The sequence below is a fragment of the Nonomuraea sp. NPDC050680 genome (assembly GCF_040654555.1).
Lineage (GTDB): Bacteria > Actinomycetota > Actinomycetes > Streptosporangiales > Streptosporangiaceae > Nonomuraea.
Genome location: NZ_JBFAIF010000001.1, coordinates 948,378 through 972,186 on the forward strand (window position 1 = coordinate 948,378; position 23,809 = coordinate 972,186).

The following is a 23,809-nucleotide window of genomic DNA, read 5'->3' on the forward strand; positions in this document are numbered from 1 at the left end:
GTCTCCCTCAAACGGTGGCGGACGCGTATCGCCGATGCGAACCCGCCCGGTCGACTTTTCCGCTCGCCGTGTAGACGAGTTCGGGGACGACGGTGATCCGGCTGGGCACGAGATGGCAGGGGACGCGGTCGCGCAGGTAGTCGCGGACGTCGGCGGCCAGCGTCGTGTCGTCGTCGGCGAGTGGGCCGGGGACGATGTAGGCCGCGAGCGTCGTGTGGTCGGCGACGGTGACGCCCGCCACCGCCACGGCGCCCACCCGTGGATGACCGGAGATCTGCGCCTCGACCTCGCCCGGATCGACCCGGATGCCGCGGATCTTGAGCTCGTGGTCGAGCCGGCCTTCGTGCGTGAGCGTACCGTCGGCGGCCAGGCCGACCCGGTCGCCGGTGCGGAAGTACCGCTCGGAGCCGAGCTCGACGAACCGCTCCGCCGTCGCCTCCGGCAGGCCCCGATAGCCCAGCGCCAGTGACGGGCCGCCGACCAACAGCTCGCCGGACTCGCTAAGGTGCTGCCCGACGTGCGGCAGAGGGCGCCCGATCGGCACCCGCTCCCCCGCTCCCCCAGCGGCCAGTCCGATCGGCACCCGCTCCCCCGCTCCCCCAGCGGCCAGTCCGATCGGCACCCGCTCCCCTGCGCCCCCGGCGGCCGGTTCGGTCGGCACCCGCTCCCCTGCTGCCAGCGGGCCGTGCAGGTCTATGGCGTGGGTGATGAGCGTCGTCTCCGTACACCCGTAGGTGTTGACCAGGCGGATCCCCTCGGTGCCGAGCGCGCGCCAGTCGGCCAGCCGCGCCGCGCTCACGGCCTCCCCGCCAATGACGACCAGCCGGACGCAGGCAGGCAGCGCGGCCCCCTCGTCCACCAGGTGGCGCACCAGCTCATGCCAGAACGCCGACGGGAGGTCCAGCACGGTGATCCGCTCGGCGGCGATCATGCGCAGCATGCGATGGAACGATCCCGAGTGGGCGTGGTCGTGGAAGACCAGCGTCGCGCCCGTGGTGAGGGTGGGCAGGATCTCCTCGAAGCAGGTGTCCCAGTTCAAGGACGCGAACTGCAGGACGCGGTCTTCGGGGGTGAGCCCGAACAGCTCCCGCAGCGCGCCGGTCACGACGGCGATGGCCCGCCTCGGGGTCACCACGGGCTTGGGCGCGCCGGTGGAGCCGGACGTGAACAGGATGTACGCCGGATCGTCCCCGGCGACGACGACCGCGTCCGTCTCCGGTGTATGGGCGGCAGCGACCCGGCCCGCTTCGGCGGCACGGGAGGGGAGATCAGGGAGATCCACCAGGCGCACGCCGGCCTCAGTGGGGTTACCGGGGTCGTTGATCTCAGTGGGCTCAGTGGGCTCAGTGGGCTCAGTGGGCTCAGTGGGCTCAGTGGGCTCAGTGGGCTCAGTGGAATTGGTGGTGGGCTTGGTGGTGGGGATCAACGCCGCGCAGCCGCTCGCCGACATCAGCGCCCGCCGCCTCGGCCAGGGGAACGCCGGATCGATCGGTACGTACGTTCCGCCCGCCGCCAGGATGCCGAGCAGGGCGGCCACCGTCGCCGGCGACCGAGACGTCAGCACCCCGACCACCCCGGGACGCGGGCCCAGCCGCCGGCCGGTCGCGAGCGTCCAGGCGTGGAGTTGGGCGTAGGTGAGGGTCCGGCCGTTGTACGCGATCGCCGGGCGGTCGGGATGGCGGCTGACCGCGCCGGCGAAGTCCTTCATCAGGTCGTGCGGAAAAAACAAGGTTGCCTCTTTCCGAGCTGACCCCGGGGAGCACCGCGTATTTTCATCCCACGGTCATTCGACTTCGAATGCACCCCGGAGAACGCGTTCAGAGTGCCGCACGGCGCTGCAGGGGGGCTTGAATCCGGAAGGATTTCTACTGGACTGCGTCTCGTGTCTTTCGTATGGCGGCCTGTAACCACGACGTGCCAGACGGGGAGCGATATGCCAGACGGATTAGAACTGCCGGGCCTCGGCCAAGCGCTGAAGATAGGGCTGCTGGGAGCGGTACGGGCGTGGCACGGACATCAGGAGGTCTTGCTCGGACCGCCGCGCCAGCGGGCGGTGCTGGCGTTGCTGGCGCTGGAGGCGGGCCGGACCGTGTCGGTCGACCGGCTGATCGAGGGGCTGTGGGGAGAGCGGGCCCCTACGGGCGCCAGGGGCATGGTGCAGGGGTACGTCTCGCGGCTGCGGCCCGCCCTGGCCAGAGCCGACGTCACGATCGCGTACTACTCGCAGGGTTACCTGCTCAGGCTCGCCGCTGACCAGGTGGACGTGCACGAGTTCAGGAACGCGGTCGCCCGCGCGCGGACGATGGAGTCCGCCGAGGCACGGGCCACCGGGCTGCGACGCGCGCTGGCGTTGTGGCGGGGCGAGCCCCTGAGCGGCGTCTCCGGCGGAGGGCTGCTGGACCTGCTGCGCGACGCCCTCGTCGAGGAACGACTGGCGGTCACCGAGGAATGCCTGAACGCCGAGACGCGGGCGGGCCGGCACGCCGGGCTGGTCCCCGAACTGATCGCGCTGGTCGCGGAGAACCCCTTCCGGGAGGGTCTGGTCGGACTGCTCATGCTGGCGCTGTACCGGGCGGGCCGGCGGGTGGACGCGCTGGAGCGCTACGAACGCACCCGCCGCCGCCTCATCGAGGAGCTGGGCCTGGATCCCAGTCCCGAGCTGCGGCAGCTTCGCCAGCGGATCCTCCGGGGGAAGGTCTCGACGATCAGGCCACCCGGCAGGTCGCCTGACCTTTCCGCTCTCAACGGGTCCGCCCTGGACGAGGCGGAGACTTGGGAGGCGTCGGCGATGCCGGCGCAACTGCCGCCGGAGCCGGGGCAGTTCACCGGGCGGGCGGCCGAGCTCCGTCTCCTGGACTCGGCCGCGACCGGCGGCGACGCGGCGGCGATCTCCATGGTCACGGGCACGGGCGGGGTCGGGAAGACGGCGCTGGCCGTCCACTGGGGGCACCGGATGCGCTCCCTGTTCCCGGACGGCCAGCTCTACGTCAACCTGCGCGGCCACTCGCCGGAGCGGCCGCTGCGCCCGATCGAGGCACTCGGGCAGTTCCTGCGCGGGCTCGGCGTGCCCGCCGAACGGGTGCCGCACGCGGAGGAGGAGGCCAGCGCCGCCTACCGCAGCCTGCTCGCCGACCGGCGGGTCCTGGTGATCCTGGACGACGCGGGCAGCGAGGAACAGGTCCGTCCGCTCCTGCCCAGCGGCCGGCGCTGCGCCACCGTGATCACCAGCCGGGACCGGCTGACCGGCCTCGTCGCCCGGGACGGCGCGCTCCCCGTTCCGCTCGGCATGCTGGCCCCGGACGAGGCGGGCACCCTGGTCGGCAGGCTCCTCGGCGACGAGCGCCTGGCGGCCGAGCGGGACGCCGCCCGCGAGCTGGCCAGGGCCTGCGGCTACCTGCCGCTGGCGCTGCGCGTCGCGGCGGCCGGCGTCCTCGGCCGACCCGCCGGGGGCATCGCCGGGCAGGTTCGCCGGCTCGCCGGGACCCGGCTGTCCTCGCTGGCGGTCAACGGGGATCCGCACGCGGCGGTGCGCGGGGCGTTCGACCTGTCCTATCGCCGCCTGGACCCGCCGTCACGGCGGCTGTTCCGGCTGCTCGGCCTCATCCCCGGGCCGACGTTCACCGCCGAGGCCGCCGCCGCGCTCTCCGGCGCGCCCCCGAGCGAAACCGACCACCTGCTGTCCCGGCTCGCCGCCGCGCACCTCATCGAGGAGAGCGAGCCGGGCCGCTACACCTTCCACGACCTGATGCGGGAGTACGCCCGCGAGCGTGCCCGAGCCGAGGAGAGCGAGCTCGACCGTACCCGCGCCGAAGCCCTGACGCGCCTCACCCGCCGGGGGCGCGTGAAGCCCTGACGCGCCTCGCGCGCCCCCGGCGGGAGCCGGAGGCGCGCGATTCACTTCAGGATCAGGGCTTCTTCCAGGGCTCGAAGTAGGCCACCGTCGCGAAGTCGATGTCCAGCGCGTCGGGCGGGTTACCGCCTGTCGCGCTCGAGCCGGTCACGAAGATCCGGACACCGGCACCATCGGCCGCGTCCACGGCGAGCGCGTGCGCGTTGTCCGAGGCGCCGGCCGCGCCGTCGTAGTGGCCCGTCCAGGTCTGCCCACCGGTCGCGGCGTCGTAGGCGATCGTCACGTAGTCGCCGCCCCTGGCCTCGTCGTCCGTGCTCTGACCGGTGACCACGACCTTGCCGCCGTCCGGCGTCACGGCGACGTCCCAGGCGACGTCGTCGCCCTTCGCCTGACCGTCGTAGCGCTGGACCCAGGACCGCTTACCCGTGGCGGGGTCGTAGGCGATCGTGGTGTAGTCCGACTTCGTCCCCTCGCCCTCGGTGTTGCCGGTGACGTACAGCTTGCCGCCGCCGGGCGCCAGGGTGATGTCGTGCGGGTTGTCGCTGCCGTGCGCGGCGCCGTCGTAGCGGTCCGCCCAGATCTCCTTTCCGGAGGTGGTGTCGTAGGCGATCGTGGTCATGTCCGTCTGCGTGCCGGGGGCTTCGCTGGCTCCGGTGATGAAGACCGACTTACCGTCCTGGGCGACCGACATGCCGACGGGGATGTCGATGCTGTTCGACGGGCCGTTGTGCCGGGCCGTCCAGAGCTGCTCGCCGGTGCGGGCGTCGTAGGCGACCGTGCCCCAGTCCGACAGGCCGGTGCCCGGCTCGCCCTGGCTCTGGCCGGTGACGACGAGCTTGGACCCGTCCGGCGTCACCTTGATCGCCCTGGCGTCGTCGGTGGCCGCTCCGGGCCCGTCGTAGTACGCGAGCCACGTACGCTCGCCGCTGTCGGCGTTGTAGGCGACCGTGAAGAAGTCGTCCTTGCCGCCCTCGGCCAGCGTGGACATGCCGGTGACGTAGACGCTCTTCCCGTCGGGCCCGACCGTGAGCGCGTTGGCGAAGTCGGAGAGACCCGCCGGGCCGGTGTGCCGGGCGATCCAGCGCTCCTCGCCGGTGGCGGTGTCGTACGCGATCGTGACCGCGTCGTTGCCGGTCTCCTTCCCGGCGCTCGTACCGGTGACGAAGAGCTTGCTCCCGTCGGGGCTCACCTCGAGCGCGTGCGGTTCGTCGTAGTTCCCCGCGGGGCCCGTGTAGCCCTTGCTCCACAGCTCGGCGCCGGTCGCCGCGTCGTAGGCGACGGTCTCGATCCGCGGGCTGAGCATGCCGGGCGAGGACCCGAAGCTCGCGCCGGTCACGTAGACCCGCTTGCCCTTGGGGTCCAGGGCGATGAACTCGGCGGAGTCCTGCCCGCCCGTGACTCCGTGGGTGGCCGCCCACGTCTCGGGCACCGGACGCAGGACGACGGGGACGCGTACGGTGTGGCGGCCGTCCTTCCAGATGAGCCGCCCGCCCTGGTAGGTGTTCATCGGGGCGGTGGTGCGGGTGAAGGAGACGGTGAAGGACTTCGTCTGCCCCGCCCGCAGCGTGATCCGGCTCGGCGTGACCTTGGCCGTGATCCCGGTCAGCCCGGCGGTGGAGGCGGTGTACGTGGCGGTGGAGCGGCCGACGTTGGTGACCTTGCGGGTCACCGTCTGGGTGCCGGCCATTCGCCCGAGCGAGATCGAGGGCACGTTCAGCTCACGCGCCTGGAGCGAGTAGCCCTCCTTGGCCAGCGCGTCGCAGATCTGGTCGGAGACGCCCTTGGTCGTGGCGCACAGGAACGCGGTCCAGTCCTTGATGCCGCTGTCGTAGACCAGGCCGGGGTCGGCGGCGCTGTTCGGGGTGACGTGGCCGGCGCCCTGGCTGAAGATCACCGACGGATCGGTGCCGGGCCCGTTGAGGATGTCGGAGCCGCTGGTCATCAGCGCCGACTTGATCGCCATCGGCGACCAGTCCGGGTGCAGGTCCTTCAGCAGCGCGGCGATCCCGGCGACGTGCGGGGCCGCCATCGAGGTGCCGCTGGAGATGTTGAACTCGGCCCCGTTGGCGCCCGGCGGCGCGAACGCCGCGAGGATGTCCTGCCCTGGAGCGATCACATCCGGCTTCAGCAGGTCGCCGCCCGCGGCGTACAGCGGACCGCGCGAGGAGAACTCCGCGACGTACGGAGCCGGCGTGTTGTTGTTGATCTTGGCCTGGTCGATCGTCGCCGTCGCGCCGTCGGCGGCGGCGTAGTCCTTGACCGCCTGCCTGTCCTTGACGGCCAGGTGCACCGTGGGCAGGGAGTGGAGGTCGGCGTTGAGCGAGTTCTCGTCGGTGTTGGTGAGGATCATGCCGACGCCGCCCGCCTCGGCGACGGCCACGCTCTTGTTGACGCGGGGCGTCTCGCCGCGGTCGCAGACGACGATCTTGCCTTTCACCTTGGCCGGGTCGAGCAGCGCCTTGCCGTCGTTGTCCCTGGCGGCGTAGCACTGCGCCAGCCGGGTCTGATCGACGCCGGGCAGCCCGGCCGCCGTGGCGTCGACGAGCGGTGCGGGCCCGGCCTTGGTGGCGGCCAGCGAGGCGCCGCTGTAGGTGGTGCCGTTGCCGAGCGTCACCGACCCCTGCGTGCCGCGGTTGTGCGTACCGGCCGCGACCGTGGTCACCCAGGGAGACGGGTGCGCAACGGTGGCGGCGGCCGGGCCGCTGTTGCCGCCCGCGGCGGCGACGAAGACGCCCGCCTCCGCGGCGGACAGGAACGCCATCTCCGCCGGGTCGAGGAAGTCCGACTGCGTACCCGAGACCGAGTAGTTGAGGACGTCCACGCCGTCCGCCACCGCCTGGTCGATGGCGGCGACCAGGTCGGAGTAGTAGCCGTTGGCCGTCGAGGCGTCCTGCGTCGACCAGAGCGCCTTGTACGCGGCGATCCGGGCCCGCGGCGCGATGCCGCTGATCTTGCCGAACGCCGCGGCCGCGCCGGTCGCCGCAACGCCGTAGTTGCCGCCCGAGGTGGAGGAGGTGTGCGTGCCGTGCCCGTTGTAGTCGCGCGGCGACAGGAACTCCCACGGGAGCTGCTCCTTGACTCCCGCATCACCGCCCCACCCGGCGTCGAAGTGCTTGGCGGCGATCAGCTTCCCGTTGCACATCCCGCTGTTCCAGGAGTCGTCCGGGCTCCCGGTCGCGCACGTGCCGTGGAATCCGCGGACCGGGCCGTACGGCTTCCCGTCCGCGTCGCGGCCGTCGAAGCTCTTGCTGGCCGGCCAGATGCCGCTGTCGATCACGCCGATGACCAGGCCCTCGCCGGCGCCCTTGCCCTGGCGCTTGCCGGTGGGGCCGCCGAGCTGGTCCCAGAGTCCGCCGCGCGCGTCCAGCCCGAGGAAGGACGGCGTCGAGGACGTCTGCACCGACACCTTCTTGTCCTCGACCACGGTCACGACGTCGGACATCGCGCGCAGCTGGGACGCCTGGGACGCGGTCAGGCGGGCGGCGAAACCGCCGTAGGAGTAGGCGTACTCGTAGACCTTCTCGCCGCCGACCTTCTTGAGCGCGGCGTCGTGCCGGCCGCGCAGGTGGTCGACGTACCTGGTCACCTCGGTGGAGCGGGGATCGATCTTCTCGCCCCGCTGCGGCTTGGTCTCGGACAGCCCGGCCACATCCCCCTCGTACGTCACGACGGGGTCGGCGGCCATCCGCACGATGTAGGTCTTCTGCTGTTCCGGTTCGGCTTCCGCGGTCACCGGGCCGGGCCAGGCCGCTCCGGCCAGCGTCAATCCGGCTAACGCCATGGCCGCCGCCAGCCGGCGGCGCCTGCTGGTAGTGCGTCCAGGAGATGTGGACAGATCCATCGTCGCCCCTCAGTGCATCGCCGCGGATCACGCGGACGATCGCCGAGGCTATTGAGAGCCGGCCGGGTGGAGCATCCGTACCGTATACGGATTTTTGGCCGCCACTTACCGCGGGTTTAGGATCCGGTAGCCTGCTCATGCTGATGCCAGCAGGTAGGGGGTTCGCCGCATGCCCTTGGGACCGGCCCGCATCGCCCCCTCGGGCTCCCTGTCCGACGTGCTCGTCGGACGCCAGGCTGAGCTCGCGCTCCTGCGCGCGGTCATCACCGCGCCGCCTTCCCTCGCCCTGATCGAAGGCGAGGCAGGCATCGGCAAGAGCCGGCTGGTGAGCGAACTGCTGGCCACACCCGGCCTGGCCGGGACCCGCCGGCTCGTGGGCCAGTGCGAGCAGCTTCAGGAACCCCTGCCGTTGTCCCCCCTGCTCGACGCCTTCCGCCTGGCCGGGGCCGAGCTCGCCCGCTCCCGCCCGGTCAACCCCGTCATCGGGGCGCTCGCGCCGCTGCTCCCCGAGATCGCCGAGCACCTGCCGCCGCCCCTGCCACCGCTGCCCGACCAGCGGGCGGAGCGGCACCGGGTCTTCCGGGCGGCCGTGGCCCTGCTCGACCATCTGAGCCCGCTGGTGCTGGTCCTGGAGGACGTGCACTGGGCCGACAGCGGCACTCACGACTTCCTCGCCTTCCTCGCCGCCCACCAGCCGAGGCACCTGTCGGTGATCCTCACGGTCCGTACGGAGGCGGGGCTGCTCCCGATCCGGGAGGCCTTCGCCCGGGCGCCGTCGGGGCCGGCGCGGTCGGTCAGCCTCACCCCGCTGAGCAGGTCCGAGGTGGCCGAGCTCGCGCGGAGCATCCTCAAGGCGGAGCTTCCCCCCACGTTCGCCGCCCCCTTGTACGAGAAGACGGGCGGCATCCCGTTCGTGGTGGAGGAGGTGCTCCGTACGCTCCTGGAGCGCCTGCCCGCGAGCGAGATCCCCGGCCGGTCGGACGTCCTGGCCGAGCTCGCCGTTCCGACGGTGTTGCGGGACGTGGTGCTGCGGCGGTTGTCCTCGCTCGACGACGCGGCGCAGGAGATCCTCGGCGCCGCCGCCGTCATCGGCATGACGCCCGATGACCAGGTGCTCGCGGAGGTCACGGAGCGCGGCGCGGCGCAGATCGCCCGTGCTCTCGGTCAGGCGCAGGCGGTCGGGCTCCTGCACGAGGAGGACGGCCGCTGCCGGTTCCGGCACGCCCTGGCGCGGCAGATCGTGTACGAGTCCGTGGCGGTGTCCAGCCGGCGGTGGCTGCATCTCAGGACCGCGCGGGCCCTGGAGTCGGTGGCCGGCCCCCGGCCGGTGGCCAGGCTCGCCCACCATTTCCGGCTCGCGGGCCGGACGACGGAGTTCGTCGGCAACGCCGAGGCCGCCGCCGACACCGCCCTGTCCCACGGCAACGACGCCACGGCGGCGCGGTTCCTGCTCCAGGCGCTGGAGATCGGCGAGCTACCCCATGAGCTGCGCGTGCGGCTGGCCGTCAAGCTCGGCCGGGTGGCGGTCGACGGGCTGGCGCACGCCCAGGCCGTACCGATACTCGAACGCCTGCTGGCCACCGAGCCGCTCCCCGCGCCGCTGCGTGGTGAGCTGCGCTTCGCCCTCGGCCGCCTGCTGCGTCAGCAGGGTGAGGCGCGGGCGGGCTACCTGCAGATCGAGGGCGCGATCGACGACCTCGCGGAGCGGCCCGCGCTGCTCGGCCGCGCGCTCGCCGTGCTCGCCGCACCGGAGACCGTGGTGAACCGGCACGTCAGCGAGCACACCGCGCGCTGCGAGCAGGCCGAGGAGGCCTCGCGTCGCAGCGGCGACCGCGACGTCGACATCGCGGTACGCATCGCGCGGGCCTCGCTGCTGCTGGAACAGGGCGACCCGGGAAGCTGGCGGCTGATCGACGACCTGCTCCGAGACGACGGTCTGCGGTCCGCACCCAGAGAGCACGCCCGCGCCTGCCTCAACTGGGCGCAGGGCGCCCTGCACATCGGCCGGCTCGAACGCGCGCAAAGCCTGCTGGCCGAGGGCCGTCTGGCGGCCGACCAGGCCGAATATCTCCGGGTGGCGGACGTCGTCGAGCTGGTGACGGCCGCCGTCGACAGAGCCGCCGGACGGTGGGAAGGGCTGGAACTCCGCCTGCGCCCGCTGGAGGGCGCGGCGGCCACGTTCGCCGCCGGGTCCCTGGACTCGCGGCTGTTGCGGGGCGCACTGCTGGCGGCGAGGGGCCCGGCCGAGGAGGCAGTGGCGGGCCTGGGCGAGGTGATCGCGATCGCCGAGCGGGTCGGCGCCGTCTGGCCGCTCATCTCCGGCCGCATGACGCTGTCCCGGCTCCTGCTGACCCTCGACGACACCATGGGCGCCGTCGAGCAGGCCACCGCCGGGCTCGACCAGGTGCGGGCCAAGGGGAACTGGGTGTGGGGCGCCGAGACCGTACTGTGCCTCGTGGACGCCCTGGACTCCCTCGGGAAGGCGGGCGAGGCCGCCTCGCTGGTCGACGAACTGAGTGCCGCGATCGACGGCGCCGACGCGCCGATCGCGCAGGCCGCCGCGCTGAGCGCCCGGGCCGTCATCGCCCGCTCCCGGGCGGATCGGCTGACGGCCGAGCGGCTGATCGACGCGGCGCGCACCACGCTGCGCGACGCCGGGCTCCGCTACGAGGAGGCCCTGGCCGCCGAGCGCCTGGGCAGGTGGCGCTGCGAACGTGGCGCGGCCGACGGTGGCGACCTGCTCGAAAGCGCGCTGCGACGGTACGGGGCGATGGGCGCGGACCGGGACATCGCCCGGATCTGCCGGATCATGCGGCAGAACGGGGTGCCCATCCCCTATCCGTGGCGCGGCGGGCGGCCCTCTCATGGGCAGACGCTGTCGTCACGGGAGCGGGAGGTGGCGCTGCTGGCGGCGGCGGGGAAGACCAACCAGGAGATCGCGACCGAGCTGTTCCTGTCCAGGCGGACCGTGGAGAGCCACGTCTCCAGCTCGCTGCGCAAGCTCGGCCTGCTGTCGCGCAAGGAGCTCCGGGGACTGACGAGGTTCCCGCCCGAGCCCGGTGGCTCCCCGGACGCGTAGCCGAGCTCAGGCGGTCACCGCGTTCACCGCCTCCGCCCAGATCGTGCCGGCCTCCTTCACCTGCTCGGAGTTGACGACGAGCGCGGGGATGAACCGGACGACCTCTCCCCAGGCGCCGCAGGTCAGCAGCAGCAGGCCTCGCTTGGCGGCCTCCTGCTGGGCCGCGGCGGCGGTGGCGCCGTCCGGGGCTCCGTTCGCGTCGCGGAACTCGTTGCCCAGCATCAGGCCCAGGCCTCGTACGTCGGTGATGTTCTTGTGCCGGGTCGCCACGTCCCGCAGTGCCGCGCGGAGTTCGGCGCCGCGGGCCGCCGAGTTCTGGACGAGGTCCTCGCTCTGGATCACGTCGAGGGTGGCGAGGGCCGCGGCGCAGGCCACCGCGTTCGCACCGTAAGTGCCGCCCTGCGATCCGGGCCAGGCCTTGTCCATGATGTCCGCGCGGGCGGCGATCGCCGACAGCGGGAAACCGGAGGCCAGGCCCTTGGCGGTGATCAGGATGTCGGCGCGGGCGTCGAAGTGGTCGCCGCCCCAGAACTTGCCGGTGCGTCCCCAGCCGGTCTGCACCTCATCGAGGACCAGCAGGATCCCGTGCCTGTCGGCGCGCTCGCGCAGGCCGGCCAGGAACCGGGTGTTGGCCGGCACGTAGCCGCCCTCCCCCAGCACCGGCTCGACGAAGAAGGCGGCGGTCTCGGCCGGCGTCGTCACGGTCTGCAGGAGGTAGTCCAGCTCGCGCAGGGCGAAGTCGGTCACCTCCTCCTCGCTCCATCCGTAGTGGGTGGGGTTGGGGAAGGGCGCGATGACGACGCCGCCCATGATGGGGCTGAAGCCGGCGCGGAACTTGGTCCCCGAGGTGGTCATCGAGGCGGCCGCGACGGTCCGGCCGTGAAAGCCGCCGTGGAAGACGACGACGTTCGGGCGGGCGGTCGACTGGCGGGCCAGGCGCAGGGCCGCCTCCACCCCCTCGGAGCCGGAATTGGCGAAGAACATGCGGTCGAGGCCGGTAGGCAGCACCTCGCCGAGCCGGTCGACCAGGTCGAGCAGCGGGCGGTGCATGACCGTCGTGTACTGGGCGTGGATGAGGGTCGCGACCTGACGCTGGGCCGCCTCGACCACGCGCGGGTGGCAGTGCCCCGTGCTGGTGACGCCGATGCCGGCGGTGAAGTCCAGATAGCGGCGGTCGTCCTCATCGTAGAGGTGCACGCCTTCGCCGCGGGCGGCGATGACTCCGGTTGCCTGCTTGAGGATCGAAGAGAGTTCTGCCACGAGGACCCCTCTGGTAGATTGTCGACAATCAAACTGGTAGATAACTTACAACGGCTCGCGGTCCGCGTCAGCCCCCAAAGCGACGTCGGCTCCCAGCACCCTCCGTCGGAAGGGACGAGAAATGACTGATCAGGCCCGTGAAAGCTCAGTCGTCGAGGCGGCGCCGAAGCAGCTCTTCATCAACGGCAAGTGGACCGACGCGTCGTCTGGAGCCACCTTCGACGTGCTGGATCCCTCCACCGGCAAGGTGCTTTGCGCCGTGTCGGACGCATCGCCCGAAGACGGGATGGCCGCCCTCGAAGCCGCCGCCGCGGCGCAGAGCGCGTTCGCCGCCACCGCGCCGCGCGCGCGTGCCGACATGCTCATGCGCGCCTTTCACCTGCTGCACGAGCGCATTGACACTCTCGCGCTGCTCATGACGCTGGAGATGGGCAAGCCCCTGGCGGAGTCACGAGGCGAGATCGCCTACGCCGCGGAGTTCTTCCGCCACTTCGCCGAAGAGGCCGTCCGCGTCAACGGCGGCTACCAGGTCGCGCCGGCCGGCGGCGCCCGTTTCCTGGTGACCAAGCAGCCCGTCGGGCCGTCGCTGCTGATCACGCCCTGGAACTTCCCCATGGCCATGGGCACCCGCAAGATCGGTCCCGCGATCGCCGCCGGCTGCACCAGTGTCATCAAGCCGGCCGCGCAGACCCCGCTGTCCATGCTGGCCCTGGCCGAGATCCTGGCCGAGGCCGGTGTTCCCGAGGGCGTGGTCAATGTCGTGCCCACCGACGACGCGGGCGCGGTCATGGAGCCGCTGATCCGCTCCGGCCTGGCGCGCAAGCTGTCGTTCACGGGTTCCACCGCCGTGGGCCGCCGGCTGCTCGAGCAGTGCGCCGACAAGGTGCTGCGCACCTCGATGGAGCTCGGTGGCAACGCCGCGTTCATCGTCTTCCCCGACGCCGACCTCGATGCGGCCGTCGACGGGGCGATCGCCGCGAAGATGCGCAACTCCGGCGAGGCCTGCACCGCCGCGAACCGCATGTACGTCCACGCCGACGTCATCGACGCCTTCGGTACGAAGCTGGCCGAGAAGATGGCCGCCCTGCCCGTCGGGCGAGGTGTGGACGACGGCGTCCGCGTCGGCCCGCTCATCGACGCCGCCGCGCGGGGCAAGGTGCGGCAACTGGTGACCGACGCCGTGGAGCGTGGCGCCAAGGTGCTCACCGGCGGAGAGATCGGGAACGAGCCCGGCTTCTTCTACCCGCCGACGGTTCTGACCGGCGTGCCCGAGTCGGCTCGGATGCGCCACGAGGAGATCTTCGGCCCGGTGGCACCGCTGACGTCGTTCACCAGCGAGGAAGAGGTCGTGGCTGCCGCCAACGACACCGAGTACGGCCTGGTCAACTACCTGTACACCAACGACCTGTCACGCGCGCTGCGCGTCGCGGAGGCGCTGGAGACGGGCATGGTCGGCATCAACCAGGGTGTGGTGTCCAACCCCGCCGCGCCGTTCGGCGGGGTCAAGGCATCGGGGCTCGGCCGCGAGGGCGGGCCGACCGGCATCGAGGAGTTCCTGGAGACCAAGTACATCGGTATCGCCCTCGCCTGACCGGTCTAGGTGGCGGCCCCCCGCGATCCGAGGCGGACCACCGCGTCGCGCATGTGCTCGATGAGCAGGCGGTCGACGAGTTCGGCATCGCCGGCGACGAACGCGTCGGCGATCTCGTTGTGCTCGGGGACGCGGTCGTCGGGCGGAGGGTAGGTCTCCTGCAGCGCGGTCACGCACATGCGGGTCTCGGTCAGCAGCGTGTGGTGCATACGTGACAGCCGGGGGCTCTGGGCCATCCGGACGAGCTCCTCGTGGAACTCCAGGTCCGCCGCGCCGATCTTCTCTCCGTCCATCCGGTCGGAGGCCTTCTCCATCTTCTTGATGATCGACGACAGCCGGGTGCCCGCGGCGACGGGATCGCGGCGGAAGATCTCGGCGGCGGCGGCGCGCTCGACGGCGGTGCGTGCCACGTAGATGTCGTAGACGTCGTCATCGGTCAACTCGATGACGAACAGACCGCGGTTGCGGATCGAGATCAGCAACCCCTCCTGCGTCAGGCGCTGCATGGCCTCCCGCAGCGGGCCGCGGCTCACGCCGAGCTCGCGGGCCAGGTCGGCCTCGCCCAACTGGGTGCCCGGCTGGAGCTCTCCGTGGGCGATGGCCTCACGGAGCTTGCGGGCGATGATGCTCGGCGTGGACTCGCGGTCCACGGGTCCGATGAACCTGCCCAGGGTGGTCATGCTGGTCTCCGATTCGGCAGCGACAGTGCGGCGCGGAGAGCCCGGCGTGCGCGTCGATTGTGGATTGTTCATCATCGTGAGGTGCGAATCAACTGAGGTCATGCCGATCACCGGCGGAAGAGGGATCCCATGCCGTCGAGGCGGGTGCTCCCTCCCCCGATCCGCAGCCCCTCCCATACCGTGACCTGGTTGGCGGTGAGGACCGGCTTGCCGACGGCGCTCTCCAGATCGTCCAGCCAGGCCAGTGAGTGCATCGCGGTGTCGGGGACCAGCACGGCCTCCGCGTCGTCGGTGTCACCGGAACGCACCATGTCCGCCACGCGCTCCTTGCCGAGGGTGCCGACCTCGGCCGCCGTGAGGATGCCGTGGCTGCCCAGCGCCGCGACCTCGACTCCGCCACGCCGCAGGAACTCCACGAAGTGCGCGGCGACGTCCTGCGGGTAGGACGCCGCGACGGCGACGCGGCGCAGACCGAGCGCGTGCACCGCCTCGACGAAGGCGATCGAGGTCGAGGAGACGGGCAGCCCCATGATCTTCGCCACGTCGTCCACCTGCTCGCGGGCGCCGTCCCAGCCGAAGACGAAGCTGCCCGAGGTGCACGCCCACATCACGGCGTCCGGAGCGTGACCGGCCAGTTGCCGGGCGCCTTCGGCCAAGCGCTCGGCGCTGCCGAGGTCCAGCAGCGCGTCGACCCTGTGGGCGTCCTCACCGACCGACGTGTGCACCAGAGGCAGGCGCACGGCGCCGCCCAGCCGTCGCTCGAGGGCGGGGAAATCGTCCTCGGCGCCGAAGCCGGGGTAAAGCAGACCGACGGTCGTATGACGGAGTTTTTCGTTCACGGATGACCTTTCGGCTGAGCGGTGATGCGGAGGAGAACGCGTTTCGCGAGTGTTTCGAGCGCGTTCCAATATCCCGAGGGATCAATAAGATTGTTGACAATGCTACACCAGCTGATTAGCTTCGGTCAGCAACAACGAGGCCTCGCGCCGCTCCAGGCGAATCCCGGCTTCCCAACGCTGTCCTCCAGGACGGCCGCGACGATATCGGAGTCGACATGACCTACGACCCCTCGCGGAGAGCCCTTCTTCGCGGCCTCGGCGCCGCCGCGATGGCCGCGCCGCTGACCGGATTTCTCGCCGGCTGCAGCCGGACGGAGATCCCCGGCTCCGCGAGCGCTGCCCAGGACCTGCTCGCGACCGGGCGAAAGCAAGGCTTTCTCCGCGTGGGCATCGCGAACGAGCCGCCGTACACGCAGGTCACCGCGGACGGAAACGTCACGGGCGCCGAGCCGGACGTGTTCCGCGCGGTGTGCAAGCGCCTGGGCATCAACGACGTCCAAGGGGTCATCACTCCGTACGCGTCGATGATCCCCGGTCTGAAGGCCAACCGATGGGACGCCATCGCGGCGGGCCTGTTCATGAAGCAGTCGCGCTGCGCCGAGGTGCTCTATTCGGAGCCGGTCATCGTGTCGACGGAGTCCTTCGGGGTCAAGCCCGGCAACCCGAAGAAGATAACCACCGTCGCCGGCGTGCTCGCGAACGCGGAGCTGAAGATCGCGGTGCTTCCCGGCGGATTCGAGGACGGGATACTCAAGACGGCCAAGGTGCCCGACGGGCAGCTGGTCAAGGTGGACGACGGGCGCAGCGGCATCGAGGCGCTGCGGGCCGGGCGGGCCGACGCCTTCTTCCTGCCGACCCTCTCGCTGAATGCCCTGCGGGAGAAGGACAAGGACTTCGAGGTCACCGCGCCGGTGAGTGACGCGCCACGGACCGGGTCCGGAGCGGCTTTCCGCCCCACGGACAAGACGTTCCTGGCCGAGTACAACAAGGAGCTCGCCGCGTTCAAGGCGACCGGCGAGTTCGCGGCGATCCTCACCAAGTGGGGCTTCGACGCGCAGACCACCAAGGGCGTCACAGCCGCCGAGCTGTGCAAGAACGCCGGTTGACACGAGTGGGCCACCCAGCCTCACCCCCACGGCCGAGGAGATCGACGACCCATGTCTGATGTGATCACCTACGCGCCGCTGCTGCTGCAGGGGCTGCTCATCACGCTGCTCGTCACCGTTCTCGGCGCCATCCTCATGGTGGTGACCGCGTTCACGGCGGGTCTCGCCCGCCTCTCGCAGCACTGGTGGCTTCGGTGGCCGGCCGGCGTCTTCGTCGAGGTCTTCCGCGGCACCTCCCTGCTGGTCCAGATGTTCTGGTTCTTCTTCGCGCTGCCCTTCTTCGGCTTCCAGCTCGCCCCGCTCACCGCGGCGGTGCTGGCGCTGGGGCTCAACGAGGGGGCCTACGCAGCCGAGATCGTGCGTGGCACGATCAACTCACGCGCCGCCGGGCAGACCGAGGCGTGCGTGGCCCTCGGAATGGGCCGAGCCCTGCGGATGCGGCGGGTGCTGATACCCCAATCCATTCCGGCCATGTTGCCGTCTTTCTGCAACGTGATGGTCGATCTGCTGAAGAACACCTCTCTGGTCTCGCTCGTCACGGTCGCGGATCTCACCTTCCGCGGGCAGATGGTGCGTAATACCACCGGGCAGACGACGGCCGTGTTCCTCACCATTCTCGTGCTCTACTTCGTGCTCTCGTCATTGATCTCCCTGCTGATGAAGTGGCTGGAGCGGCGATTCGCCCTGGACCGCCGACCCAAGTCACGCCGTGATCAGCCGGGTCCGCTCGTGAAGGCAGGGATGCCCGTATGATCTGGGACTCTGAATTCGCGCTGTCGATCCTGCCGGATCTGCTTCAGGGACTGTGGGTGACCGTCCAGATCACCCTCGCCGGCACGGTCATCGCGATGATCCTCGGCCTGGTGGTCGCGGTCATCCGGTTCTCGCGCCTGCCGGTCGTGTCGCAGCTGTTCAACTTCTACGTCCAGTTCGTCCGGGGAACGCCGCTGCTGATCCAGGCGTACTGCGCGTTCTTCATCCTGCCCAACTACGGCCTGAGCTTCAGTCCGATGGCCACCGGCATCGTGGTGATCGGCATCAACTACAGCGCATACACGGCCGAGGTATACCGCTCCGGAATCACCGACGTGCCGCCCGGGCAGTGGGAGGCGGCGAAGGCGCTCAACCTGCCCATCGGTGCCACCTGGACCCGGATCGTCCTTCCTCAGGCCGTCCGGTCGGTGATCCCCATCCTGGGCAACTACCTCATCCAGATGTTCAAGGACTCGGCCGTGCTGTCGGCCATCACCGTCTTCGAGCTGCTGGCCCACGCGCAGGCGATCGGATCGAACAACTTCCGGTACCTCGAGCCGCTGACCATCGCGGGGCTGCTCTTCCTGCTGGTCAGCTACCCGGCCTCTCAGATGGTCCGGAGATTGGAGCGTCGACTTGCCCCCGCACATTGACACCGAATCGGGACCCGTACCCGAATCGACGCCCGCGGCGGACCGCGAGGTCATGATCTCCTTCAACGACGTCAGCAAGCGGTGGGGCGACAACGAGGTGCTCCGATCGCTGCACTTCGACGTCAAGTCGGGCGAGAAGGTGTCCATCATCGGGCCGTCCGGATCGGGCAAGACGACGATCCTGCGGATCCTGATGACCCTGGAGACCCCCGACACGGGACTCGTGACGGTCAACGGCGAGACCCTGTGGGACGTCAAGCCCGGCTCACGGCCCAAGGAGACCAAGCAGATGCGGGCGACCCGCCGGCACGTCGGCATGGTGTTCCAGCAGTTCAATCTCTTCCCACACATGACCGCCCTGGAGAACGTCCTCGAGGCGCCCACCCGGGTGCTCAAGCTGGACAAGGAGGAGGCCCGTCAGCGCTCGGTCGAACTGCTGGAGATGGTGGGGCTGCAGAAGCACCTCGACCACAAGCCGCCGCAGCTGTCCGGCGGGCAGCAGCAGCGGGTGGCCATCGCCCGCGCGCTGGCGATGCGGCCCAAGGTGCTGCTCTTCGACGAGCCCACGTCGGCACTCGACCCGGAGCTGATCGGCGAGGTGCTCAACGTCATCCGGGAGCTGGCCGTGAGCACCGACATGACGATGCTCATGGTGACCCACGAGATGCGCTTCGCCGAGGAGATCTCGGATCGCGTCGTGATGTTCGACCACGGTTCCGTGGTCGAACAGGGACCGCCCGCCGAGATCTTCAAAGCGCCGAAGGAAGATCGCACCAAGAGCTTCCTGCACGCCGTGCTGAGCCATTGACCCGCCACTCGACGGCTTTCGACGTCGAGTCGCTGGCCACGCGGCTGACGTCCGTCCTCCGGGGAACAGCCCGCCACGACCCCGGGACCAAGGCCCTGTACAGCACCGACGCCTCCAACTACCGGCTGGTGCCCGACCTGGTCGTCGTGCCCGCCGACGTCGACGACCTCGTGGCCGCCGTGTGTATCGCGGCCGAGGTGGGCGCGCCGGTGGTGGTCCGCGGCGGCGGTACGTCCATGGCCGGCAACGCCATCGGCGGCGTGGTCGTCGACGTCTCCCGCCACGTCAACCGCATCCTCGACCTCGACCCCGCGAGCCGCACCGCCCTGGTCGAGCCGGGCGTCGTGCTCACCGACCTGACCGCGGCGGCGGGCCGCCACGGCCTGACCTTCGGCGCCGATCCCTCCTCGGCCGGCCGGGCGACCCTCGGCGGGATGATCGCCAACAACGCGTGCGGCGCCCACTCGGTGGCGTGGGGAACCACCGCGGACAACCTCGTGGGTCTCGAGGCGCTGCTCGCGGACGGCTCCCGCCTGGACCTCACCGTGCCGGCCGCCGAGGCCGACACCGGGCGGCAGATGGCCGAGCTGGCCGCCCGGCCCGGCCGCGAAGGCGAACTCCATCGGGCGATGCAGGAACTGGCCCAGCGCAATGCCCTCGCGATCGGCCGGCGCTTCTCCGGGCTCAAACGCCGCATCTCCGGGTACGCGCTGGACCGGCTGCTGCCCGAGCACGGCTACGACGTCGCCCGGTTCCTCTGCGGCACCGAGGGCACCCTGGCGACCACCCTGCGGGCGACCGTCGGCCTGGTGCCGCTGCCCGCCGCCAAGGCCCTGCTGGTGCTGGGTTTCCGCGACTCCTTCAGCGCCGCCGAGTGCGTGCCCCACGTGCTGCCCCACCAGCCGCTGACCATGGAATCGATCAATGACGCGCTGGTGCGGCGCCTGCCCGACCAGGTCAGGAACGACGCGGTCGCGGCGGGCCTGCCGGAGGGCGGCGCCTGGCTGCTCATCGAGGTCGCGGGCGACGACGCCGAGCACGCGGCCCGCGCCGGCCGCGCGATCGTCGCCGACCTCGGCAACGCGGGCATCCCCGTGACGTCGGCTCTGGTCACCGACCCGCGGGCGCAGGCCGTGCTGTGGCGGTGCCGGCGCGACGGCACCGGCCTGGCCACCCGCCGGGCCGACGGCGCGGAGGCCTGGGGCGGCTGGGAGGACGCCGCGGTCCCGCCCGACCGGCTCGCGACGTACCTGCGCGAGCTCGACCAGCTGATGGAGGCCCACGGCCTGTCAGGCGCCTCGTACGGGCACTTCGGCGAGGGTTGCATGCACATGCGCATCGACTTCGACCTGATGAGCCGGGCCGGTCTGGCCACCTTCCGCTCGTTCGCCGAGCAGGCCACCGACCTCGTCGTAGGCCTGGGCGGCTCGGTCTCCGGCGAACACGGCGACGGACGAGCGCGTTCGGAACTGCTGACCCGCATGTACGGCACCGACATCATGGGCCTGTTCCGCGAGGTCAAGCAGCTCTGGGATCCCTCCGGGGTGCTGAATCCGGACATCATCGCCGACCCCGCGCCGATCGACGCGAACATCCGGCATGCCGGAGCGAGCGACCCCAAGCGCCTGCTGACGGTCTTCGCCTACCCGCAGGACGCCGGCAGCTTCGCCCAGGCGCAGCGCCGCTGCGTCGGGGTGGGCAAGTGCCGGGAGTCTTCGGGCGGCGTGATGTGCCCCAGCTACCAGGTCACCCGCGAAGAGCAGCACTCCACCCGGGGCCGGGCCCACCTGCTGTGGGAGATGCTCCGGGGTGAGGTCATCACCGGCGGGTGGCGCTCCACCGAGGTCCGCGACGCCCTCGACCTGTGCCTGTCGTGCAAGGGATGCCTGTCCGACTGCCCCGTCAACGTCGACATGGCCACCTACAAGGCCGAGTTCCAGTACCACCACTACCGGCATCGGCTCCGCCCGGCGTCGCACTACTCGATGGGCTGGCTGCCGCTGTGGTCGCGCCTGGCGGCACGTATCCCGAGAGTGGTCAACCGGACGACGTCGTCGGGTCTGGCGGGCCTGCTCAAACGGATCGGCGGGATCGCGCCCGAGCGGGCCATCCCGCGCTTCGCCGACCAGCCGTTGACGGCCTGGTTTCGCCGGCGCGGCCGACCGGCCGGCACCGGCACGCGCGGCAAGGTCGTGCTGTGGCCCGACTCCTTCACCACCTACCTCTCCCCCGAGGTCGGCCGGGCCGCGGTCCGGGTGCTCGAGGCGGCGGGCTTCGAGGTGGTGCTGCCACGCGGCCAGGTGTGCTGCGGGCTGACCTGGATCTCGACCGGGCAGCTCGGTGTCGCCAAGCGGGTGCTGCGCCACTCCCTGGGCCTGCTCGACGGCTACCTGCGGGCGGGCGTGCCCGTCGTCGGGCTGGAGCCGAGCTGCACCGCCGTGTTCCGGCACGAGGCCGTGGATCTGCTGCCCGGTGACGAGCGGGCCGAGCGGGCCAAGCGGCTCACCCACACGCTGGCCGAACTGCTGGCCGCCTACGCCCCGGACTGGCGGCCGCCCGACGTGGGCGGGAAGGCGCTGGTGCAGCGACACTGCCACCAGCACTCGGTCATGGGCTTCGAGGCGGACTCCGCGCTGATGCGGGCGGCGGGCATCGACGCCGAGGCCCCGGACTCCGGCTGTTGCGGCCTCGCCGGTAATTTCGGGTTCGAGCGGGGCCATGATGAAGTGTCGCGGGCGGCCGGCGAGCGGGTGTTGCTGCCCGCCGTACGCGCGGCCGACCCGGCGACGGCGATCGTCGCGGACGGCTTCAGCTGCCGCACGCAGATCGGGCAGTGCACCGACCGGACCGCGCTGCACCTGGCACAGGTGCTCGCGGCGGCCCTGGACGCCGGTGACGACCCCGGTTCAGCCGGTGAGTAGTCTCATCGCGCACAGCGCGTAGGCGCGGGCAGCGACCACGAGCTCCTCGAGGCCGACCGACTCGTCGGCCCGGTGCGCCTGCTCGGCGACCGAACCGGGGCCCAGCACGATCACCGGAACCCCCGCGTCGCGGGCGATGAATCCGCCGTCGCACGCGGCAGTCCATCCCGCCAGCGGCAGATCGGGCCCGCCGGCGTCACCCACCGCCCGCTTGGCCGTCGCGACCAGCCGATGGTCCGGCGCCGTCTCGAAGCCGGGCATCTGCATCGTCATGGTGACCGCGACGCCAAGCCCACGCTCACCCAGACGCAGGGCCTCGATCCGGCCGGTCGTCTCGGCCAGCATGGTCTCCCCCTTCTCCTCGGGCAACAGGCGCCGGTCGGCGGTGATCAGGCACTCGGCCGGAACGGTGGACGTCCCGGTGCCGCCGGCGATCTGACCGACGCTCCACGTGGCGGCCCCGACCAGCGGGTGCCGCGCGTCCGACAGCTCACCGTGCCAGCGTTCGAGCTCGGCCACCACCGCGGCGGCACCATAGATGGCGTTGAGCCCGTCGGAAGGCTTGCCGGAGTGGGCGGCACGCCCGGTGACCGCGATCTCGACGTACGAGTCACCGCGCGCCGCGATGATCGTCTGCAGGTCGGTGGGCTCCGCCACGACGCACCCGGCGAAGCCGGAACGGTCACCGTCGGCGAGGTAGGCCCGGATGCCCTTGCCGGTCTCCTCCTCGTCGACCACGGCTGCCAGCTCGACCGGACCGGTGAGGGCGACACCGGCCCGGCGCAGCGCGGACAGCGCCACCACGCACGCGGCGAGACCGCCCTTCATGTCCGCCGAACCGCGCCCGAACAGCCGGCCGTCGCGGACCTGGCCGCCGAAGGGCGGCACCGTCCAGTTGTCGCCGACGGGCACCACGTCGGTGTGCCCGAGCAGCAGCAACCCGGGCCCGGATCCGCCGGCGAGGACCGCCGACACGTTGGACCGGCCGGGCTCCACCTCGGTGGTCGTCACCGCCAGGCCGCGCGCCTCGCAGGCGGCGACGAGCACGTCCACGGTCGGCCCCTCCTCGCCGGGCGGGTTCTGCCCTGCCGCCCGAACCAGGTCCATCGCGACCTCGCGGATCTCGTCCAGCGTGATCAGGTCGAGGACCGCATGTTCAGCCGCGGTGATCGCTTCGCGGTCGGCCGCGGTGGTCGCTTCGCGGTCAGCCATGCCTAGCCCCCGTCGTCACCAGGTCGATCGCGCGGCGCAGCCGGCGTACACCCTCGCGGGTGCGCTCCGGAGTGGTCGACGCGAAGCACAGCCGCAGGGCGTTGCGGAATCGGCCGCTGGGCGAGAAGGCCGAGCCGGGGATGAAGGCGACCCCTTCGGCCAGCCCCACCTCGAACAGCTCCTGCGCGTCGACCTCCTCCGGCAGCGTCACCCACAGGAAGAATCCGCCGTCAGGGCTCGTCCATCTCGCGATGTCGCCGAGGTGCTCGGTGAGTGCCCGCTGCATCCCGATCTTGCGGCGCAGGTACTCCACGCGCAGGCCGCTCAGGTGCTCGGTGAGGTGGCCGTCCTCGAGGAACCGGGCCACCAGGAGCTGCGCGGGCAGGTTGGCGCAGGTGTCCATGGCCTGCTTGGCGTTGATCAGCAACTGGCCGAGTTCGGGGGCCGCGTCGACCCAGCCCACCCGCAGACCCGGCGCCAGCACCTTCGAGAAGGTACGCACCGAGAACACCTCCGCGCTTCCGTCACCCAGTTCGCGCAGGCTGGGCAGGTCCTCGCCGGCGAAGCGCAGCCAGCCGTAGGGGTCGTCGTCGATGACGATCGCCCCCCATGCGCGGGCCAGTTCGATGAGCGCGATCCGCCGCGCGAGCGACATGGTGGTGCCGGAGGGATTCTGGAAGTTCGGGATCGTGTAGATCGCCTTCGGCAGGCGACCGGCCCGCTCGACGAGCTCCGGCAGGGCCTCGACGACCAGCCCGTCGTCGTCGACGGGCGCTTCGAGCACCACTCCCCCGTACGACATGACGGTGGCGCTGCCGTTGGTGTAGGTCGGCGACTCGACGACGACCAGGTCGCCGGGGTCGACGAAGAGCTTGCAGGCGAGGTCGATGCCCTGCATCCCGCCGCTGGTGATGGTCAGCCGGTCGGGGGTCGTCGCCTCGCCGGTGCCCGACAGCATGTCGAGCACCGCCTCCCGCAGCCGGGGGTCGCCCTCGGTCGCGGCGTAGTCGTAGGCGTGGGCCGAGCCCAGTTCGGCGGCGCTGATCGCGGCCAGAACCTGCGTGGGTACCACTTCGGCGGCGGGGCTGCCCATCGCGAAGCGGACGATGTCGTGCGACTGCTTCTGCAGCAGCGACGTGCTCGAGTCGATGACCGACCCGACCAGTCCTGCCGCCCGTGCCGCGAGCGGCACCTTCGGGGCGGTCCGCGTCATCGT

Annotated in this window: 15 protein-coding genes; 8 read left to right on the top strand and 7 right to left on the bottom strand. The window is 71.4% G+C overall.

The window, feature by feature from the left end; genetic code table 11:
- Nucleotides 1–7: 7 nt before the first annotated feature.
- Nucleotides 8–1,729, bottom strand: a complete 1,722-nt coding sequence (locus tag AB0H88_RS04480) for an AMP-binding protein (RefSeq protein WP_357641188.1) — start codon at nucleotides 1,727–1,729, stop codon at nucleotides 8–10.
- Between the two features lie 204 nt (nucleotides 1,730–1,933).
- Here AB0H88_RS04480 and AB0H88_RS04485 point away from each other — a divergent pair, with 204 nt between their 5' ends.
- Nucleotides 1,934–3,853 (top strand): BTAD domain-containing putative transcriptional regulator, encoded by a 1,920-nt coding sequence (locus AB0H88_RS04485; protein WP_357641189.1) that lies wholly within the window; start codon nucleotides 1,934–1,936, stop codon nucleotides 3,851–3,853.
- 52 nt (nucleotides 3,854–3,905) lie between these two features.
- On the opposite strand, the gene AB0H88_RS04490 is transcribed toward AB0H88_RS04485, so the two are convergent.
- Nucleotides 3,906–7,691 carry a S8 family serine peptidase gene (locus AB0H88_RS04490; protein ID WP_357641191.1) on the bottom strand — a complete coding sequence of 1,262 codons (3,786 nt, stop codon included), beginning with the start codon at nucleotides 7,689–7,691 and terminating at the stop codon, nucleotides 3,906–3,908.
- A gap of 169 nt (nucleotides 7,692–7,860) precedes the next feature.
- On the opposite strand from AB0H88_RS04490, the gene AB0H88_RS04495 reads away from it, so the two are divergent.
- The gene (locus AB0H88_RS04495; RefSeq protein WP_357641193.1) at nucleotides 7,861–10,770 is read left to right on the top strand and encodes an AAA family ATPase; all 2,910 of its coding nucleotides are present in this window, start codon (nucleotides 7,861–7,863) and stop codon (nucleotides 10,768–10,770) included.
- Nucleotides 10,771–10,776: 6 nt separating this feature from the next.
- Here AB0H88_RS04495 and AB0H88_RS04500 read toward each other — a convergent pair whose 3' ends face one another.
- Nucleotides 10,777–12,030, bottom strand: coding sequence for an aminotransferase class III-fold pyridoxal phosphate-dependent enzyme (locus AB0H88_RS04500; protein WP_357641195.1), 1,254 nt, complete (start codon nucleotides 12,028–12,030; stop codon nucleotides 10,777–10,779).
- Between the two features lie 121 nt (nucleotides 12,031–12,151).
- Here AB0H88_RS04500 and AB0H88_RS04505 point away from each other — a divergent pair, with 121 nt between their 5' ends.
- On the top strand, nucleotides 12,152–13,621 hold the full coding sequence (locus tag AB0H88_RS04505; protein WP_357641197.1) for an NAD-dependent succinate-semialdehyde dehydrogenase: 1,470 nt from the start codon (nucleotides 12,152–12,154) through the stop codon (nucleotides 13,619–13,621).
- A gap of 5 nt (nucleotides 13,622–13,626) precedes the next feature.
- Here the strand turns inward: AB0H88_RS04505 and AB0H88_RS04510 are convergent, their stop codons facing one another.
- Nucleotides 13,627–14,301 (bottom strand): GntR family transcriptional regulator, encoded by a 675-nt coding sequence (locus AB0H88_RS04510; protein ID WP_357641199.1) that lies wholly within the window; start codon nucleotides 14,299–14,301, stop codon nucleotides 13,627–13,629.
- A 107-nt stretch (nucleotides 14,302–14,408) separates the two neighbouring features.
- The gene (locus AB0H88_RS04515; RefSeq protein WP_357641201.1) at nucleotides 14,409–15,140 is read right to left on the bottom strand and encodes a maleate cis-trans isomerase; all 732 of its coding nucleotides are present in this window, start codon (nucleotides 15,138–15,140) and stop codon (nucleotides 14,409–14,411) included.
- A 215-nt stretch (nucleotides 15,141–15,355) separates the two neighbouring features.
- Here AB0H88_RS04515 and ehuB point away from each other — a divergent pair, with 215 nt between their 5' ends.
- The 5 genes from ehuB to AB0H88_RS04540 are packed head-to-tail and all read left to right on the top strand — an operon-like array spanning nucleotide 15,356 to nucleotide 21,381.
- Nucleotides 15,356–16,246, top strand: a complete 891-nt coding sequence (gene ehuB, locus AB0H88_RS04520; RefSeq protein ID WP_357641203.1) for an ectoine/hydroxyectoine ABC transporter substrate-binding protein EhuB — start codon at nucleotides 15,356–15,358, stop codon at nucleotides 16,244–16,246.
- 51 nt (nucleotides 16,247–16,297) lie between these two features.
- Complete coding sequence (ehuC, locus tag AB0H88_RS04525; protein WP_357641206.1) at nucleotides 16,298–16,999, top strand: ectoine/hydroxyectoine ABC transporter permease subunit EhuC; 702 nt, start codon at nucleotides 16,298–16,300, stop codon at nucleotides 16,997–16,999.
- Entirely contained in the window at nucleotides 16,996–17,652 is a 657-nt protein-coding gene (gene ehuD, locus AB0H88_RS04530; RefSeq protein ID WP_357641208.1) for an ectoine/hydroxyectoine ABC transporter permease subunit EhuD, read from the top strand. Before ehuC ends, ehuD begins: the two co-directional genes overlap by 4 nt.
- A gap of 52 nt (nucleotides 17,653–17,704) precedes the next feature.
- Nucleotides 17,705–18,460: an ectoine/hydroxyectoine ABC transporter ATP-binding protein EhuA gene (gene ehuA / locus AB0H88_RS04535; RefSeq protein ID WP_357641998.1), complete on the top strand. Its 756-nt coding sequence runs from the start codon at nucleotides 17,705–17,707 to the stop codon at nucleotides 18,458–18,460.
- Complete coding sequence (locus tag AB0H88_RS04540; RefSeq protein ID WP_357641210.1) at nucleotides 18,457–21,381, top strand: FAD-binding and (Fe-S)-binding domain-containing protein; 2,925 nt, start codon at nucleotides 18,457–18,459, stop codon at nucleotides 21,379–21,381. The genes ehuA and AB0H88_RS04540 overlap by 4 nt, the downstream gene beginning before the upstream one ends.
- On the opposite strand, the gene AB0H88_RS04545 is transcribed toward AB0H88_RS04540, so the two are convergent.
- Together AB0H88_RS04545 and AB0H88_RS04550 are read right to left on the bottom strand one after the other, a co-directional pair.
- Complete coding sequence (locus AB0H88_RS04545; RefSeq protein WP_357641212.1) at nucleotides 21,367–22,593, bottom strand: M20 family metallopeptidase; 1,227 nt, start codon at nucleotides 22,591–22,593, stop codon at nucleotides 21,367–21,369. The genes AB0H88_RS04540 and AB0H88_RS04545 overlap by 15 nt on opposite strands.
- Complete coding sequence (locus AB0H88_RS04550) at nucleotides 22,586–23,806, bottom strand: PLP-dependent aminotransferase family protein (RefSeq protein ID WP_357642000.1); 1,221 nt, start codon at nucleotides 23,804–23,806, stop codon at nucleotides 22,586–22,588. The genes AB0H88_RS04545 and AB0H88_RS04550 overlap by 8 nt, the downstream gene beginning before the upstream one ends.
- Between the last annotated feature and the right edge of the window lie 3 nt (nucleotides 23,807–23,809).

What these genes read in the sequence shown, in the direction of transcription:
- AB0H88_RS04485 (WP_357641189.1), top strand. Translation starts at nt 1,934, where the DNA reads ATGCCAGACGGATTAGAACTGCCGGGCCTCGGCCAAGCGCTGAAGATA.
- AB0H88_RS04490 (WP_357641191.1), bottom strand. Translation starts at nt 7,691, where the DNA reads ATGGATCTGTCCACATCTCCTGGACGCACTACCAGCAGGCGCCGCCGG.
- AB0H88_RS04495 (WP_357641193.1), top strand. Translation starts at nt 7,861, where the DNA reads ATGCCCTTGGGACCGGCCCGCATCGCCCCCTCGGGCTCCCTGTCCGAC.
- AB0H88_RS04505 (WP_357641197.1), top strand. Translation starts at nt 12,152, where the DNA reads ATGACTGATCAGGCCCGTGAAAGCTCAGTCGTCGAGGCGGCGCCGAAG.
- AB0H88_RS04510 (WP_357641199.1), bottom strand. Translation starts at nt 14,301, where the DNA reads ATGACCACCCTGGGCAGGTTCATCGGACCCGTGGACCGCGAGTCCACG.
- ehuB (WP_357641203.1), top strand. Translation starts at nt 15,356, where the DNA reads ATGACCTACGACCCCTCGCGGAGAGCCCTTCTTCGCGGCCTCGGCGCC.
- ehuC (WP_357641206.1), top strand. Translation starts at nt 16,298, where the DNA reads ATGTCTGATGTGATCACCTACGCGCCGCTGCTGCTGCAGGGGCTGCTC.
- ehuD (WP_357641208.1), top strand. Translation starts at nt 16,996, where the DNA reads ATGATCTGGGACTCTGAATTCGCGCTGTCGATCCTGCCGGATCTGCTT.
- ehuA (WP_357641998.1), top strand. Translation starts at nt 17,705, where the DNA reads ATGATCTCCTTCAACGACGTCAGCAAGCGGTGGGGCGACAACGAGGTG.
- AB0H88_RS04545 (WP_357641212.1), bottom strand. Translation starts at nt 22,593, where the DNA reads ATGGCTGACCGCGAAGCGACCACCGCGGCCGACCGCGAAGCGATCACC.
- AB0H88_RS04550 (WP_357642000.1), bottom strand. Translation starts at nt 23,806, where the DNA reads ATGACGCGGACCGCCCCGAAGGTGCCGCTCGCGGCACGGGCGGCAGGA.